This window comes from Sanguibacter antarcticus (assembly GCF_002564005.1).
GTDB lineage: Bacteria > Actinomycetota > Actinomycetes > Actinomycetales > Cellulomonadaceae > Sanguibacter > Sanguibacter antarcticus.
Genome location: NZ_PDJG01000001.1, coordinates 771,185 through 784,924, shown reverse-complemented (window position 1 = coordinate 784,924; position 13,740 = coordinate 771,185). Strand labels below are relative to the sequence as shown.

At 68.6% G+C, this 13,740-nt stretch carries 13 protein-coding genes and 1 other RNA gene; 4 read left to right on the top strand and 10 right to left on the bottom strand.

Annotated elements, in window-relative coordinates; all coding sequences use genetic code 11:
* Positions 1-74 precede the first annotated feature (74 nt).
* Positions 75-947 carry a type I methionyl aminopeptidase gene (gene map / locus ATL42_RS03505; protein ID WP_098454167.1) on the top strand — a complete coding sequence of 291 codons (873 nt, stop codon included), beginning with the start codon at positions 75-77 and terminating at the stop codon, positions 945-947.
* The gene (gene ppgK / locus ATL42_RS03500) at positions 944-1,735 is read left to right on the top strand and encodes a polyphosphate--glucose phosphotransferase (RefSeq protein ID WP_098454166.1); all 792 of its coding nucleotides are present in this window, start codon (positions 944-946) and stop codon (positions 1,733-1,735) included. The genes map and ppgK overlap by 4 nt, the downstream gene beginning before the upstream one ends.
* On the opposite strand, the gene ATL42_RS03495 is transcribed toward ppgK, so the two are convergent.
* The 7 genes from ATL42_RS03495 to ATL42_RS03465 form a co-directional block, all read right to left on the bottom strand.
* Positions 1,732-2,076, bottom strand: a complete 345-nt coding sequence (locus ATL42_RS03495) for an STAS domain-containing protein (protein ID WP_098454165.1) — start codon at positions 2,074-2,076, stop codon at positions 1,732-1,734. The genes ppgK and ATL42_RS03495 overlap by 4 nt on opposite strands.
* A gap of 301 nt (positions 2,077-2,377) precedes the next feature.
* Positions 2,378-2,653 (bottom strand): HPr family phosphocarrier protein, encoded by a 276-nt coding sequence (locus ATL42_RS03490; RefSeq protein ID WP_098454164.1) that lies wholly within the window; start codon positions 2,651-2,653, stop codon positions 2,378-2,380.
* Between the two features lie 60 nt (positions 2,654-2,713).
* Positions 2,714-4,396, bottom strand: a complete 1,683-nt coding sequence (gene ptsP, locus ATL42_RS03485) for a phosphoenolpyruvate--protein phosphotransferase (RefSeq protein ID WP_098454163.1) — start codon at positions 4,394-4,396, stop codon at positions 2,714-2,716.
* A gap of 112 nt (positions 4,397-4,508) precedes the next feature.
* Positions 4,509-5,363, bottom strand: coding sequence for a PRD domain-containing protein (locus ATL42_RS03480; RefSeq protein ID WP_245862074.1), 855 nt, complete (start codon positions 5,361-5,363; stop codon positions 4,509-4,511).
* A 30-nt stretch (positions 5,364-5,393) separates the two neighbouring features.
* The gene (locus tag ATL42_RS03475; RefSeq protein WP_098454162.1) at positions 5,394-7,427 is read right to left on the bottom strand and encodes a glucose PTS transporter subunit IIA; all 2,034 of its coding nucleotides are present in this window, start codon (positions 7,425-7,427) and stop codon (positions 5,394-5,396) included.
* Between the two features lie 186 nt (positions 7,428-7,613).
* An RNA gene (gene rnpB, locus ATL42_RS03470) (RNase P RNA component class A) lies at positions 7,614-7,992 on the bottom strand.
* A 31-nt stretch (positions 7,993-8,023) separates the two neighbouring features.
* Entirely contained in the window at positions 8,024-8,410 is a 387-nt protein-coding gene (locus ATL42_RS03465) for a tautomerase family protein (RefSeq protein ID WP_098454161.1), read from the bottom strand.
* Positions 8,411-8,463: 53 nt separating this feature from the next.
* Between ATL42_RS03465 and ATL42_RS03460 the strand changes: the two genes are divergently transcribed.
* On the top strand, positions 8,464-9,240 hold the full coding sequence (locus tag ATL42_RS03460; protein ID WP_098454160.1) for a YaaA family protein: 777 nt from the start codon (positions 8,464-8,466) through the stop codon (positions 9,238-9,240).
* A gap of 11 nt (positions 9,241-9,251) precedes the next feature.
* Here the strand turns inward: ATL42_RS03460 and ATL42_RS03455 are convergent, their stop codons facing one another.
* The 3 genes from ATL42_RS03455 to ATL42_RS16350 all read right to left on the bottom strand — a co-directional run bounded on the left by ATL42_RS03455 (position 9,252) and on the right by ATL42_RS16350 (position 11,978).
* The gene (locus ATL42_RS03455) at positions 9,252-10,001 is read right to left on the bottom strand and encodes a zinc ribbon domain-containing protein (RefSeq protein WP_098454159.1); all 750 of its coding nucleotides are present in this window, start codon (positions 9,999-10,001) and stop codon (positions 9,252-9,254) included.
* Between the two features lie 31 nt (positions 10,002-10,032).
* Entirely contained in the window at positions 10,033-11,235 is a 1,203-nt protein-coding gene (locus tag ATL42_RS03450; RefSeq protein WP_245862071.1) for a Nif3-like dinuclear metal center hexameric protein, read from the bottom strand.
* A 101-nt stretch (positions 11,236-11,336) separates the two neighbouring features.
* On the bottom strand, positions 11,337-11,978 hold the full coding sequence (locus ATL42_RS16350; RefSeq protein WP_169925328.1) for a TetR/AcrR family transcriptional regulator: 642 nt from the start codon (positions 11,976-11,978) through the stop codon (positions 11,337-11,339).
* Positions 11,979-12,108: 130 nt separating this feature from the next.
* Here ATL42_RS16350 and ATL42_RS03440 point away from each other — a divergent pair, with 130 nt between their 5' ends.
* Positions 12,109-13,653: an MFS transporter gene (locus tag ATL42_RS03440; protein ID WP_098454157.1), complete on the top strand. Its 1,545-nt coding sequence runs from the start codon at positions 12,109-12,111 to the stop codon at positions 13,651-13,653.
* The last annotated feature ends 87 nt before the right edge of the window (positions 13,654-13,740 follow it).

Genomic DNA, 13,740 nt, shown 5'->3' with positions numbered 1-13,740 from the left:
CCTTCTTCCTCGGGCTCCTCGCCCGGACGTCGCCCTCACCGCGTCGCAAGGGTTCATTCCGTAGACTGCCAGACATGCCGACCCTGCACGCGCCCAGACCAGCAGTCACACCAGGGACGGTGAGCCCGCTCCTCGCGGTGCCGTCGTCCATCCCACGGCCCGAGTACGTGGGGAAGCCAGGACCTTCTCCGTACTCCGGACCAGACGTCGTGGCGCCCGAGACGCTCGAACGGATCCGCGTCGCGAGCCGGATCGCTGCACAGGCGCTCGCCGAGGTCGGACGCCATGTGGCACCAGGCGTGACGACGGACGCGCTCGACCGGATCGGCCACGAGTTCCTCGTCGACAACGGCGCGTACCCGTCCACCCTCGGGTACCGCGGGTACCCCAAGTCGTTGTGCACGTCGGTCAACGAGGTCATCTGCCACGGGATCCCTGACTCGACCGTGCTCGTCGACGGCGACATCGTCAACGTCGACATCACGGCGTACATCGGCGGGGTCCACGGGGACAACAACGCGACCTTCGGTGCTGGTGAGCTCGACGAGGAGTCGGAGCAGCTCGTCGAGCGCACGCGGGAGGCGCTGGCGCGTGCGATCAAGGCCGTCAAGCCAGGGCGCGAGGTGAACGTCATCGGCCGTGTCATCGAGAAGTACGCGGATCGCTTCGGGTACGGCACCGTCCGGGACTACACGGGGCACGGCGTCGGTGAGGCCTTCCACTCTGGTCTCGTCATCCCCCACTACGACTCGGCGCCCAGCTACGCGACGGTCATCGAGCCTGGCATGGTCTTCACCATCGAGCCGATGCTCACTCTCGGCACCTACGACTGGGAGGTGTGGGACGACGGGTGGACCGTCGTCACCGCCGACCGGCGACGCACAGCCCAGTTCGAGCACACCTTGGTCGTCACTGACACCGGAGCGGAGATCTTGACCCTGCCATGAAGACCTCATCTGACCTGAAGCACGCCGACCACAGCACGCAGACAGCGTTCGGCATCGACATCGGTGGGAGCGGGATCAAGGCCGCGCCGGTCGACCTCTCCACCGGGACGTTCTCCGCCGACCGGATCCGTATCCCGACTCCGTCGGAGTCGACGCCTGATGCCGTGAGTGCGGTCCTGCGCGAGCTCGCAGGATCGTTCGACCTCCCGAAGGACACCCCGGTGGGCATCGCGTTCCCGGCGCCGATCCACCACGGTGTGGTCCCGAGCATCGCGAACCTCCACGCCTCGTGGGCTGGCACGGACCTCCAGGCGCTGGCGACCGAGGCGCTCGGGCGCACGGTCCACGCGGTCAACGATGCGGATGCCGCAGGATTCGGCGAGGCGACCTACGGTGCGGCACAGGGCAAGAAGGGCGTCATCCTCGTCGTCACTCTCGGCACGGGCATCGGCAGCGCGCTCATCGTCGACGGTCGTCTGCTGCCGAACACCGAGCTCGGCCACCTCGAGATCGACGGGTTCGACGCGGAGAGCCGTGCGGCCGACAGCGCACGTTCACGAGAAGACCTCAGCTGGAGTGCGTGGGCGAAGCGCCTGCAGAGGTACTTCAGCGTCGTCGAAGCGCTGTTCTCTCCAGACCTCATCGTGGTCGGAGGCGGCGTGAGCAAGCACCACGACGACTTCCTCCCCCTGCTCGACCTGCGTGCGCCGATCGTTCCCGCGACGCTGCGGAACAAGGCCGGGATCGTCGGCGCAGCCGCTCTGGCCAAGCAGGCTTCCGAGAGCTAGCTCGCGACGAGGCTCGAGGAGTCGGCGTCGAAGAAGCCGTCGACCCCGAGCATCGAGAGCACGTCGCTCACGACCCTGGGCGGGTTCCGGAGGGTGACGGGGAGGCCTTCTTCGCGGCCGATCGTGTAGAACTGCACGAGAAAGGCGATCCCCGTGGAGTCCATGAACGTGACTCGGGACGTGTCGATCGTGACGGGAAGGTCTCGATCGAGGGCGCTCGCGAGCGCGAGACTCGCCTGGGGTCTCAGAGCCCCGTCGATGTCACCCCACATGTCGACGATGCTGGACCGTGGTTCTTCGGTCAGCCGGATTCCGCCTGCTTGCGCTTTGGGATCATTCATGACAGTCCGCTTTCAGCCGGTTGGTGCCCCTCGCAGGGCCACCATCAGGTGAAGCGGCGGCGCCTGCGACGACGAGGTCCAGGCTATTTCTTCCGACGTCCCGTGGCAAGTACTTGACCGAACCAATACGTGATGACGTGCAGGGTTTTCCCCGCGTGACCTGCGGCAGCGCAGTCCCCTCCCTCTGCCGGGCGACGACTGCACCCGCCTGCTCGCCGCCCCAGGACCTCCCCGCGCCAGGCCAGGAGCGATCCCTCCTGGCCTGCGTCCGCGGGACCGGAAACGACGAGCGACTGTCCTGCTAGGCGTCGAGATCGGTCTCGAGGATCGTCACGAGAGAGTCGAGCGCGTCGTCGGCACCCGCACCCTCGGCGCGCAGGACCACGACGTCGCCGTTGGCTGCTCCCAGGCCCATGAGGGACAGGATGCTCGAGGCGTCCACGGCGTCGTCGACGGGTGCGCCGGCCATGGCGATCGTGACCTCGAGCGGCAGCTTGCCGACGGCTTCGGCGAAGATCGAGGCGGGGCGGGCGTGCAGCCCGACGCGGCTCGCGATGGTGACCTGACGTTCAGACATGGTTCCTCCTGCTGGTTGGTTGGAGATCGAGACCGACGGACGTCGGTGGGACCGGGGTGGCTAAAGACCGAGCTCGGCGAGGACCGGCAGCCGGGAGCGGACGCTCTCCTTGGCCGCGGCGGCGGTCGGTGCAGCCAGAGCCAGCTGCGCGAGGTCCTTGGCCTGGTCGAGCGTGACGCTCGCCAGCACCGCTGCCACGGCAGCGAGCGCACGCGAGGTCATCGACAACGTCGAGACCCCGAGACCGGTGAGGACGACGGCGAGCGCAGGGTCCGCCGCTGCCTCACCGCAGACACCGACAGGCTTGTCGTGGCCCTCGGCCACCGCCCCGGCGACCGTCAGCCCGATGAGCTGCAGCACCGCTGGCTGCCACGGGCTGTTCAGCGCCGCGAGCGGGCCGAGCTGTCGGTCGGCCGCCATCGTGTACTGCGTGAGGTCGTTCGTCCCGATGCTCGCGAACTCGACGTGCTCGAAGATCAGCTCAGAACGCAGTGCGGCAGCGGGGATCTCGACCATCACGCCCGGCGTCTTGAGCCCCGCCGACGCGCACATGGACGCAAAGTGCTCCGCCTCGTCGACCGTGGCGATCATCGGGGCCATCACCCAGACGTCGGCGGCCGAGCCCTCGGTCGCGGAGGCGATGGCCGCCAGCTGACGGTCGAGGACGCCGGGCGTGGTCCAGTCGGTCCGGTAGCCACGAACGCCGAGCGCAGGGTTGGGCTCGGTCGCGTCCGTCAGGAAGGGCAAGGGCTTGTCCGCGCCCGCGTCGAGAGTCCGGATCACGACCTTCTTGCCGCCGAACGCGTCGAACACCCCGCGGTACGCCTCGACCTGCTCCTCGATCGAGGGCTCGGTGTCACGTCCCAGGAAGCAGAACTCGGTCCGGAGGAGCCCGACTCCCTGGGCGCCGGCTGCGGCGGCGGCGACGGCGTCTTTGGCGCCGCCGACGTTCGCCAGCAGGGGAACAAGATGCCCGTCGGCTGTCCTGCCGTTGCCGTCGAAGTCGCTGAGCCGTGAGGCCATGGCGGTCCATGCGGTCGCGGCAGCGAGCTCCTCGGCGCCAGGGTCGACCACGATCGTCCCTGCGGCCCCGTCGATGTAGACCTCCGTGCCGTCGGCGAGAGCGTCGGCGCCGACGGCTGCCACGACGGCGGGCAGCCCGAGGGCGCGCGCGATGATCGCCGTGTGCGACTGGGGGCCGCCGCCGGAGGTCACGAGCGCGATGATCTGGTCAGGGTCGAGGGTCGCTGTGTCTGCGGGTGCGAGGTCCTCGGCGACGAGGACGAACGGCGTCGTCGCCGTGGGGATGCCCGGGGCGGGCACGCCCCGGAGCTGGGCGACGATCCGGGAACGCACGTCGAACACGTCTGTCGACCGCTCGGCCATGTAGCCGCCGAGGTTGTGCAGCATCTCCGCGACCGAGGCGCTCGCCTCCCAGATCGCGCGCTCAGCCGAGAGCCCGCGGTCGATGTGCTTGACGGCCGTCTTGAGGAGCATCGAGTCCGTCGCCATCTGCGCGGTCGCCTGGAGCACCGCCTTCGCGTCGCCGTGCGCGCGCTCGGCGCGCGACTTCAGGTCAGCCTGCACAGCCGACGAGGCGGCGCGGAGCGCGGCCGCCGCGTCCTCGGCAGACGTCGACGGGTCGAGCGGCTCGCCCGCGGGCGGCTCGCTGACCTGTGCCGGCATCTGCCGGACGGTCCCGAGGACTCGCCCGGGGCTGACGCCGACGCCTGTGAATGTCACTGCTTGTCCTGTGGATGTCACTTCGTGTCCTCGATCTTCAGGTTCCGGGGGTCGGTGTGCGCACGGGGTGTCTCGTGCGCACCGACGCGGTCAGTTCACGCTCGGTGCCAGGTCAGGTCTGGTCTGCGGCCACCCTGGCGACGTGAAGGGCTAGATAAGAGACCTCGTCGTCGGTGAGGGCCGCGCCGAGGCGCAGCTCGACCAGCTCTGCCAGACGCCGCGCACACTCGGCCTCCTGCGGGTAGGTCGCCCGGATGGCGACACCGACGGGTGAGTGCTTCTCGTCGAGCTGTTTGTGCTGGTGGATCCGGACGAACAGGTAGCGCAGGTGCGTGATGAACCGTCCGACGCTGACGCTGCCGGGGTCGAGGTTCATGTCGAAGGTCTGCTCGATGACGGAGACCATCTGCTGGATCGCGCCCGTCATCGTGTACGTGTACGAGAGGTCTCCTGTGGAAAAACCCGCGTTGACGAGGTGGAGCGCCAGTCCTACAGCCTCTGCGCTGGGGAGCTGAGTCTCGCTGCGCGAGTTGATCGCGGAAAGGAGTTCTACCGCCTCGGTGTACTCCTCGGCGTAGAGGTTGCGCACCTCCGCGAGCAACGGGTACTCCAGAACCATCCCGTGCGCGATGCGCCGCAACGCGAAGCTGACGTGGTCAGCGAGCGCGACGACCAGCGCAGGATTGCGAGAGAGGGCGTCCAGCCCGACGTCTGCCAGAGCCGACCCGACGAGCGCGATGTGTTCCGGAGGGATACCAGCGAGCAGGTGCGCGAGATGGTCCGGGTCACGCCCGTCGGTCGGTGCGAAGACTCGAACGATCCGGGCCTGGTCGACGACCTGACCTGGCCGGGCCTGGAAACCCAGGCCACGGCCGGTCAGGATCACGTCGCGTCCAGCGTCGTCCAGCGCGAGGACGACGTTGTTGTTGAAGACGCGCACGACCTCCATGTCAGGCAGGTCTCGCATCGGTCGACGCAGCGATCACTGTGGTTCCTCTCAGAGGGCTACATCCATGATCGTGTCACCAGGCACGACGTCGACGCCGGTCGTGGGAACGACAGACGACAAGGTCTTGCTGTTGGTCACGACCACGACCGTAGTGGAATCGTAGCCCGCCTCCCGGATGCCATCGAGGTCTACGTCGACGAGCAGGTCACCGACAGCGACCCGTCGGCCCTTCTTCACAGCCACCTCGAAGCACCTGCCCTCGAGCCGGACCGTGTCGATGCCGATGTGCACGAGCACCTCGACCCCGTCGTCGGTCTTGATCCCGTACGCGTGCCCGCTCGTCGGGACGGTGACCAGCAGGCCGGCGACGGGCGAGGTCACCCGACCGTCGGTCGGCCGGATGCCGACACCTTCGCCGAGGGTTCCCGAGGCGAACACCTTGTCTTCGACCTCGCTGAGGGGAACGACATGGCCGGCGATCGGTGCGACGACCGCCGTGGTCGGTGCACTGACCGTGGTCGACGCGACCGAAGGCGCAGCAGCCGAAGGTGCAGCGACGCTGGCCGCCTCGAGCGCGAGGTCGGACTCTGCCTGGAGACGGTTGGCGAGCGACTCCGCCTTCTGCTCTGGCGTGCGGTAGTCCGAGATGATGACCAGGACCATGGCGGTCACGAAGGCTGCTGCGATGGAGATCGCGTACAGCGGCATCGGGGAGAAGACGGGGATCGTCAGGAGGGACGTGAAGGCGAACGCTCCGGTCGTGACCCCACCGGACAGGCCCGTGATGAGACCACCGACGAGGCAGCCGACGAGCATGCGCGGGTAGATCCGCTTGAAGCGCAGGTGGATGCCGTACAGGGACGGCTCAGAGATCCCGCCGAGGAGACCTGCGGCCAACGCACCGGTCGCCGTCTCTCTCATCTCAGACTCTTTGTCGCGGATGGCGATGAACAGGACGCCGGCAGTCGCACCGAAGCACGCGAAGTTCCAAGCGCCCATCGGGCCCTGGATGAAGTCGTAGCCCAGGGTCTGGATGTTCACCAGCATGAGAGCGTTCAAGGGCCAGTGCAGACCCAAGGGAACGAGGAACGGGTAGACGAGCGGGATGATGATCGCGAAGAGGATCGGGGCGTGACCGTTCATCCACGACAGTCCGTTGCCCACGCCGTTGCCCAACCAGATACCTGTCGGGCCGATGAGGAAGGCTGTCACCGGAATCATGATGATCATCGAGAAGAACGGCACGAACACCATCTGGATGTTCGCCGGGAAGATCCTCTGCAGGCCCTTGTAGACCAGAGCCAGGACCGCGACCATGATCAACGGCACGAACACCTGGCCGCCGTAGCCGTTGAGCTGCATCGGGAGGCCGAAGACCTGCGCCACGCAGGACTCGGTGCCGAGGCTCGAGCTCGTCGTGCAGACGGTGTCGGTGAACTTGGACACGTCAGAGAGGCTCGAGAACTCGGGCGTCATGAGCGCGCCCATCACGGCTGCCCCGACCCACGGGTCGATGTTCAGCTTCTTGGCGGCGTTGTACGCCACCATGATGGGGAGGAAGTAGAACACCGAGCGCCACATCGCGTCGACAAAGATCCAGGACGCCGACTTGTCCGCGGCACGGAAGTCGATGACGTTGAACGCGTCGAGGACCGAGGCGAAGGCGATGATCAGCGAGGCGCCCAGAAGAACTCCGAGCAACGGCCGGAACGAGTCAGACAGGTACTCGAAGAAGCTGTCGACCCAGGCTGCCTTGCCGCGGCCCTTCGCGCGGGCTGCAGCCTTGACGTCAGCGTCGCTGGTCTGGTTCTTGCCGAGCCCGGCCATCTCAGGCAGGTTCATGATCTGGTTGAACATGCTCTGGACCGCGCCGCCGATGACGACCTGGAACCGGTCGCCCGACTGCGGAACTGCGCCCATCACGCCGGGGATCGCCTCCACGGCCTTCTGGTCGACCTGCGAAGAATCGTTGAGCACGAACCTGAGCCGTGTCGCGCAGTGCGTCAGGCTCACGATGTTGCCCGGACCTCCGAGCTTGGCGACGATCACCTCGGCCGTGCCTTGTTGAGTCGTTGACCCCATTGTCATTCCTTCCGCGCTGGTCCCCGCGGGAGGCAAAAAAATAGACCCGAGTCGCACCTAGGTGCGTCTCAGGTCTTGCCCCGTTGCGGGTAACAATCCTTGTGAGCGTTCGCTCGAAGAAGACAGTAGCACCAGCGGTACGTAGGGGGTACCGGGACGTATGTCCTTGTCTGGGCGGCCAGAGAGCGGATGAGCTGGCCGATACGCCGGGTTCTGTGCCTGTGCTGGTTGCCCGTGCACAGACGACGACCATCCATCTACGACGTACGTTGCCGCACGCCTCTAGCGGCCTACCCAGATGCTCGGGCGAGCAGCCCTCGAGCGCATCCTGTCTGACCTTGCTCCAGGTGGGGTTTACCTAGCCGCGCCGGTCACCCGGCACGCTGGTGGTCTCTTACACCACCGTTTCACCCTTACCGGACACGCGAGCGCGCCGGCGGTCTCTTTTCTGTGGCACTTTCCCGCGGGTCACCCCGGGTGGGTGTTACCCACCACCTCGCTCTGTGGAGCCCGGACGTTCCTCGGCGACGGGCGAACCCGTCGACGCGGTCGTCTGGCCAACTCATCCGCAGAGGAGAGCCTACTCGGCGCAGCGGCTAGATGGAGACGGGGTACGTCAGAGAGAGCTCGTCCCCGCTCACGCCGCGGATCCCCCACGACTCCTGTGGTGCTTCGATGAGCACGATCTCCAGGTCGTCGACCGGAAGGTCGAACGGTCCGCACACCTGCTCGTAGAGGGCCCCGATGAGTGCCCGTCGAGCGCCCCGGCTACGGCCTGCGAACGCCACCACCTCGATGAGGAGATATCGCTCGCTTCGCAGGGGGGCCACGAGGTCGTCGTCGTCGAGCCACAGAAATCGTTGGAACCGCTTGTCGCGTGGCATCTGCCACGCTCCGACGAGCGCCTCGTGGATCTGCGTCGACAGCTCGTCTCGCACACCTGCCCAGGCAGAACGCCTGCCGTACACCTTCACCTGTGCCATGGGCGCAGAACCTACCCGACGAGATCGCCTCGCGCACGCACTAGCATTCCGGTGTGCTCATCCTCCTTCCGCCGTCCGAGGGCAAGACTCCGCCGCTCACCGGTGATCCGGTCGATCTCGGCGCCCTGACCAACCCCGGGCTCACGCGCCACCGCCGGGCCGTCCTGACGGCGTTGCGCCGTGCCAGCGCGCGTCGGGACGCTCTGACGACCCTCGGTGTCGGTGCGAGCCTGGCGGACGAGGTGGCACGCAACACGCGGCTCGACGTCGAGCCCGCCGGGCGCGCCGCTGACGTCTACTCAGGGGTGCTCTACGCGGCGGCCCACCTCTCGTCGCTCGAGGACGAGGCGGCGGACCGTGCCCGCACGAGCGTCGTCACGGTGTCCGCGCTCTGGGGAGCCGTCGGGCCGGACGACCGTATCCCGGCGTACCGCCTCTCGATGGGGACCGACCTTCCCCCGATCGGCCCGCTGGCACAGTCCTGGCGCCCGCACCTCGAGAGCGCACTGGCGCCCCGCGCCCTCGGCGACGTCGTCGTCGACTGCCGCTCCGCGCCCTACGTCGCCGCGTGGCGTCCCGCGCGCGGGACGGACTGGGTCACCGTCCGGGTGCTCCGGGAGCTCGACGGACGACGCAGCGTCGTGTCGCACAACGCGAAGCACACCCGCGGCCTGCTCGTCCGTTACCTGCTCACGCGGGCCGGGGAGCCGCCGCGGTCCAGCGAGGACGTCCACAAGGCCGCTCACGAGCTCGTCGGCACCACGCTGCTCGATGCCACGCACACGACGAGCACGTCCGGTGGGTCGGTCCTCGAGCTCGTCGTCGGCTAGACCGACCGCGCTCAGTCGACCGGCTTCGTCTCGACCGAGCGGACGAGGATCCGGTCGCACTCCTCGCACGTGATGACCTCGTCAGGTGCCGCGGTGCGGATCCGCTGGGCGTCCGTCGGGTTCATCTCGAGCCGGCAGCCCTCGCACCGGCGCCCACGGAACGCCGCGGCGCCGAGCCCGCCGAGCTGCCCACGCAGCTTGTCGTAGAGCTTGACGAGCCCGGGGTCGATCCCCTCGACAGCGCCGACACGCTTCGCCTGGACAGCGCTCACCTCGGTGTCGATCTCCGCGAACGCCGCATCCCGCTCGGTCGCGGCCTCTGCCTGTGCAGCAAGGACCTTCGCGTTCGCCTCGTCGAGCTTCGCCAGAGCGTCCTCGTGCGCTTCGAGCCGCTCCATGATCTCGAGCTCGATCTCCTCGAGCCCGTTCTGACGACGGGCCAGGGACTCGAGCTCGTTGACGAGCGCCTGAGCGTCCTTGGCGCCGACGGCGCCGGAGTCGAGCCGTGCCTGGTCACGTGTCGCACGAGCACGCACCTGCTCGACGTCGTTCTCCGCCTTCGTCAGCTCGCGCCGCAGGTCGTTGACGGCCGTGCGAGACGTGACCAGCGCGGTGTGGAGATCGGCCAGCTGGGACTCGACCTCCGTGACACGAGCGAGCGCCGGGAGGGCGGTGCGCTTGTGCGCCAGCTGCTGGACTCGGGTGTCGAGCGCCTGGACCTCCAGGAGCCGGCGTTGGTCCTCGGCGGGTGCTGTGGTCACGGGTGGTGTCCTTCCGTAGCGCTGATGGTGTTCAGTTCTCGACCGGGTCGCTCGGACCGAAGCGTGCGACCCAGGGGTCGGTGCGACGGGTGCTGACCCGGGTCTCAACCGTAGTGCCGATCGCACCGACATCGTGCACCAGGTCGCGCGCCGCGAGCTGCAGCCAGGGCCACTCGCTCGCGAAGTGGGCCGTGTCGATGATGAACGGCGTCGCGCTCTGCGGTGCGCGTCCGTCGGCGACCGCCTGGAACTCGACCTCCTCGCGCAGCTCCGAGACCTGGTGGTGCTTGAGGTCGGACGTGACGTAGACGTCGACCCCCGCGGCGCGGACCGCGTCGAAGAGGGACCCGCCCGACCCCCCGAGCACGGCCACGGAGACGACCTTCGCGTCGAGGTCACCGGCGACCCGGACTCCTTGTGCTGTCGGCGGGAGACCGGCCGCGACGTGCTCGGCGAGCTCACGGAGCGTCGACCGCCGCTCGAGCGTGCCGACCCGGCCGAGACCCGTCGTGCTGTCGCGTGGAGCGAGCTCGAGCACGTCGAACGCGACCTCCTCGTACGGGTGCGCTGCCCGCACCGCAGCGAGGACGGCGTCCCGCAGGGCCCTCGGCGCGACCATCTCCACCCGGGTCTCGTCGACCTCTTCGACGACGCCGGCAGAACCGATGGCCGGGTGCGCGTCGTCGGAGGGGACGAACGTTCCGGTACCCGTCGTGGTCCACGCGACGCGCGAGTACTCGCCGATCGCCCCGGCACCGGCCGCGGACATCGCGTCGACGAGAGCCGCTGCAGAGGGGGTCGGTACGTAGACGACGTGCTTGTCGAGCGCGTGTGCCTGCGCGGCGACGAGCGGTCGGCGGTCCACGAGCCCGACCACGTCCGCGAGCGCGTCCGCGACGCCCCCGTCCGCCGCGTCGGCGTTGGTGTGGGCGACGTAGAGCGCGCACCCGCCGCGGACGAGCGCGGTGATCGCCGCCCCTTTCGCGGTGGTGACGGCGACGGAGCTGACGGGGTCGAGGAGGAGCGGATGGTGGGTCACGAGGAGATCGGCGCCCCACTCGAGCGCTTCCTCGATGACGACGCTGACGGGGTCGACCGCGAAGAGGACCTTGCGGACGCTCTGCCGGGGGTCGCCGACGACAAGCCCGACCCTGTCCCAGGACTCTGCTGTGCTGGGCGGGAAGCGTGCGTCGAGCGTGCTGAGAACGTCTGACAAGAGCGGGTTCGGGGTCACCATCGCAGGCTAGCGGCCTGGTCGGAGCCGATCAACGGCCGCCCGGTCTCCGTGCTCGTCGCTGGCCGTCGATGTCGAGTGCGCGGCGGGTGCGACGCCGCTCAGAGCTGCGTGCTCTCGGTGGGGTGCTCGGCCGTGGCGAGGGGGACGAGGACGGTGTCGATGAGCCGCAGGACGAAGTCGTGGTCGAGGGGAGCTCCGGTGGTGACCTTCTGGTAGGAGATCATCGCTGGGCCGACGATCGCGATCATGTCGAGGTCCCGCCCTGGTGGGATCTCGCCGCGTCGGTCGGCCCGCTCGAGGAGGTCTCGCATGAGGCGGGTGCGGGTCTGGACGAACTGCCGCTGGAAGACCGCGGCCACGTGCGGGTCGTCTCTCACCACGGCCGCGAGGCCGGCCATGAGGTCGTCGACGTCGGTCCGCACCTTGGCGTGGTGCAGACCGAGCAGGTCACCGCGCAGCGAGCCGGTGTCGGGGATGTTGTCGACCGTGAGGTCTGCGTACCCGTGGCAGGTGATGGCATCGACGATGAGGTCGGTCTTGGAGTCCCACCGGCGGTAGAGCGTCGCCTTGCCTGCTCCGGCTCGCTCGGCGACGGCGTCCATCGTCATGTTCTCGTAGCCGCGCTCGACGAGCAGCTCGCGGGCGGCCTCGAGGATCGCGTCGTCGCGAGTGCTGTCGCGTCGCCGGCCACGTCGCCGTGGGGGGCGAGCCACGGTCGCCTCGTCCTGCTGAACGTCCATCGGGTCCCTCTCGTCTCCTCCATCATCGCTGGTCGACCCGATCGAAAACAAATCGGCACCGAGGGGTTCCGGAACTGGTCAGTTCTGTATTACCGTCGTCCTACCGACCACGACGTCCTCGGAGACACCTATGCCTACACGCACTTCCCCCCAGCAGCCCGCGGCTGCGCCCGCGGGCCTCGCCGAGGCACCGACGTCCGCGCACCCGTCGCGACGCTGGTACGTCCTCGCGACGGTCGCTCTCGCTCAGCTCATGGTCGTGCTCGACGCAACCATCGTGAACATCGCGCTCCCCTCGGCCCAGCTCGACCTCGCGTTCTCGAACAACGACCGCCAGTGGGTGGTCACCGCGTACGCGCTCGCCTTCGGCAGCCTCCTGCTGCTCGGCGGTCGCCTCTCCGACATGCTCGGCCGGCGACGCATGTTCCTCGTCGGGCTCGTCGGTTTCGCGCTCGCCTCGGCGATCGGTGGAGCCGCCCAGACCTTCACCATGCTCGTCGCAGCACGGGCGCTCCAAGGTGTGTTCGCGGCGCTCCTCGCGCCTGCAGCGCTGTCGGTCCTCACGACCACCTTCACCAACCCGAAAGAGCGCGGGCGCGCCTTCGGGGTCTTCGGCGCCATCGCCGGGATGGGCGGCGCCATCGGCCTGCTCCTCGGCGGCTACCTCACCCAGAACTTCGACTGGCGCTGGAACCTCTACGTGAACGTCGCCATCGCAGCGATCGCGTTCGTCGCCGGCGTCGTGCTGCTCCCCCGCGGCGGCCACTCCGGTCGCCAGCCGCTGGACGTCCCGGGCGTGCTGCTCGGCTCAGCCGGCCTCTTCGGGATCGTCTTCGGCTTCTCTCAGGCCGAGCCTGCCGGCTGGGACGCACCCGTGACGTGGCTCTCGATCAGCCTCGGGGTCGTCCTGCTCGTCGGCTTCGTGCTCCGCCAGCGCACGTCGGCCACCCCTGTCCTCCCGCTGAGCATCATCGTCGACCGCGACCGCGGTGCGGCCTTCCTCGCGATCCTCGTCGCAGGGTCGGGGATGTTCGGGGTGTTCCTCTTCCTCACGTACTACCTGCAGACGACGCTCGGCTTCACCCCGATGCGCACCGGAACAGCGTTCCTCCCGATGGTCCTGGCGATCATCGTCACCGCGCAGGTCCAGACGAACCTTCTCCTCCCGCGCTTCGGCCCCCGCGTCGTCGTGCCCTTCGGGATGGTCGTCGGGGCGCTTGCGATGTTCTCGTTCACGCTGCTCCAGGTCGACAGCACCTACGTGCACGTGCTGCCCGGGCTCATCGCCATGGGGATCGGGATGGGCTCGATCATGCCGCCCTCGTTCCAAATCGCGACGCTCGGTGTGGACCGCTCCAAGGCGGGTGCTGCGTCGGCCATGGTCTCGACGTCGCAGCAGGTCGGCGGAGCGATCGGTACGGCGCTCCTCAACACCCTGGCCGCGACCGCCGCAGCGAACTACCTCGTCGATCACGCGTCCGGCACGCCAGAGGTGCTCGCGGAGGCAGCGCTGCACAGCTACTCGACCGCCTACGCAGCCTCCGCAGCGATCTTCCTGCTCGGAGGGGTGACCAGCGTGACACTGTTCCGCTCACGGGCAGACCGCGCGGCACGGGCCGCCGCGACCGCCTCCGCGGGATCTGCCGTGGACGACGTCCCCGTCGTCGCGCACTGACGGATCGCACGTGCGGGGCTGCGACGCACCAGCGTCGCAGCCCCGCACGTGCGTCAGGTGGGCTCAGCGCATCGCTGAGCCCAGCCG

Coding starts and splice junctions, on each gene's coding strand:
- ATL42_RS03465 (WP_098454161.1), bottom strand. CDS start 8,410: ATGGCACAGGTGAAGGTGTACGGCAGGCGTTCTGCCTGGGCAGGTGTG.
- map (WP_098454167.1), top strand. CDS start 75: ATGCCGACCCTGCACGCGCCCAGACCAGCAGTCACACCAGGGACGGTG.
- ATL42_RS03440 (WP_098454157.1), top strand. CDS start 12,109: ATGCCTACACGCACTTCCCCCCAGCAGCCCGCGGCTGCGCCCGCGGGC.
- ATL42_RS03480 (WP_245862074.1), bottom strand. CDS start 5,363: ATGCGAGACCTGCCTGACATGGAGGTCGTGCGCGTCTTCAACAACAAC.
- ATL42_RS03495 (WP_098454165.1), bottom strand. CDS start 2,076: ATGAATGATCCCAAAGCGCAAGCAGGCGGAATCCGGCTGACCGAAGAA.
- ATL42_RS03475 (WP_098454162.1), bottom strand. CDS start 7,427: ATGGGGTCAACGACTCAACAAGGCACGGCCGAGGTGATCGTCGCCAAG.
- ppgK (WP_098454166.1), top strand. CDS start 944: ATGAAGACCTCATCTGACCTGAAGCACGCCGACCACAGCACGCAGACA.
- ATL42_RS16350 (WP_169925328.1), bottom strand. CDS start 11,978: ATGGACGTTCAGCAGGACGAGGCGACCGTGGCTCGCCCCCCACGGCGA.
- ATL42_RS03490 (WP_098454164.1), bottom strand. CDS start 2,653: ATGTCTGAACGTCAGGTCACCATCGCGAGCCGCGTCGGGCTGCACGCC.